This window comes from Vibrio sp. 03_296, from assembly GCF_002265885.1.
The window spans coordinates 1-1,670 of sequence record NZ_NPKW01001321.1; the positions used below are offsets into that span (position 1 = coordinate 1).

A 1,670-nucleotide genomic window follows, 5' to 3' on the forward strand; every position below is an offset into this window, starting at 1 on the left:
ACGCTAGTTAAAACCACATAACAAAGCATTTAAGAGTGATTCCCAACGCTTGGCATTTTGATGTCATCGTTGGGTTTTGTGTTTATGGTGGTATGGTTTTGTTTCGTGTTAGCGTTGCTCACACCTTAATGCGGCGTTATGTTTAATCACTTAAAATCAGTTGGTTGCATCTTTTCTTTGCTTTCTCAGCTTTCTAATTTTGGTCTTTTCGGCAAGTTACGTTTAGTGGTCGCTGTTTTCTGGACTCCAATTCGTGGGCGCTAAAAATTCAGAGAGTTGCCTCATTAAAGTTCAGTGCGTTTGTGAGTCGAATGAAGCGATGTTAGTTTCAACGTTTGAGCACCAGCTTTCGGTTTCTCACACTAAAATCTCAATGTCAGTACAATCAAATTTATGAGTTAATTCAGCTTTTTAGCTTCTAACTTTGGTTTTCAAAGATAAGTCGAGTTAAGCTCTTGGTATCGTAAAACTTAACCGTTCGAGTCTTAAACATAACAAGGCGTTTAAGCGGGATTCATGCCGCGTGGCATTTTKGGTTTGCGGTGATTTTTGTGGTGAAAGTGGTGTGCGGAAACTTGGTTTAGGCGGCACTCACCCCTTAACGCAGCGTTATACCAATTTATCGTAATAAGCTCCAACTCAAAACACTATCGAGTGAAGCTTGGTTTCTATATACTTCCTTATTTCAAAGGAAAACCAATATGGAAATGATCATCGTTTCATCAGAACAGCAGAAACGTCTAATCATGATCTTTACTCGTACAGCATCGCAAATGTCAGATAAAGCACTTCTAAGTGAKCTAAGCTCATATTCGGTGAACTCCAGCGTTTATCCWGCTTTCAAAGCCGCCTCAGATCTACGAGTAGAWCGTATAAAATTACCATTTGGTGATGATAGAAGAGGCTCTTTAGAGGGTGGAGATTTCCTTTATCGTTATCTGTCTCGAGGGTATATCTGCCTTGGTGATTTCACGGGGCAACCTAAGCCAGATTTATCACAATGGGGTGTTCGCTCAGTTCGTAAGTTACCAAAAGTTGGTTTTGGCTTATAAGTTAGGTTGCTTATGACTGGCCAAAAATTGGTATAACAAGGCGTTTAAGAGGGATTCATGCCGCGTGGCATTTTTGGTGTGCGGTGAGTTTTGGTGGTGAAAGTGGTCTGCGGAAGCTTGGTTTATGCGGCATTCACCCCTTAACGCGGCGTTATGCTTAATCAAGTAAAATCAGTTGGTTATGGTTTTTCTTTGTTCTCTTGGCTTTTCAGTTTGGTGTTTGTCGGCAAGTTGGCTTTTGTGAGCGCTGCTTTTCGGACACTCATTCTTTGGCGCTGGAAATTCAGAGAGTTGCCTCAATCAATTTTCGGGTAAGCGCAAGGTTAGGGCGGTTGGCTCAATCAGCAACTTGATCTTAGGTTTTTGAGTTTTAGCGGCCAAATTTCAAAGTCTGACTTTCAAAACTATGAGTCATTTCGGTTTTCTACGTTTTGGCTTTTGTTTGTAAATCAAAGTCGAGTTAATCTTGTTTTTAGTAAAACGTAAGCCATTGAAGCTTAAGCATAACAAGGCGTTTAAGCGGGATTCATGCCGCGTGGCATTTTTGGTTTGCGGTGATTTTTGTGGTGAAAGTGGTCTGCGGAAACTTGGTTTAGGCGGCATTCACCCCTTAACGCG

At 41.5% G+C, this 1,670-nt stretch carries 4 protein-coding genes; all 4 read left to right on the top strand.

Annotated elements, in window-relative coordinates:
• Positions 1–460 precede the first annotated feature (460 nt).
• On the top strand, positions 461–628 hold the full coding sequence (locus CIK04_RS35970) for a DUF3265 domain-containing protein (protein WP_128824793.1): 168 nt from the start codon (positions 461–463) through the stop codon (positions 626–628).
• Positions 629–701: 73 nt separating this feature from the next.
• Positions 702–1,052 carry a hypothetical protein gene (locus CIK04_RS31830; protein WP_128824792.1) on the top strand — a complete coding sequence of 117 codons (351 nt, stop codon included), beginning with the start codon at positions 702–704 and terminating at the stop codon, positions 1,050–1,052.
• Positions 1,053–1,084: 32 nt separating this feature from the next.
• Positions 1,085–1,213 (top strand): DUF3265 domain-containing protein, encoded by a 129-nt coding sequence (locus tag CIK04_RS31835; RefSeq protein ID WP_097353772.1) that lies wholly within the window; start codon positions 1,085–1,087, stop codon positions 1,211–1,213.
• A 329-nt stretch (positions 1,214–1,542) separates the two neighbouring features.
• Positions 1,543–1,670, top strand: a 128-nt coding sequence (locus CIK04_RS35975) for a DUF3265 domain-containing protein (RefSeq protein WP_369597212.1), incomplete at its 3' end; no start/stop codon positions are given.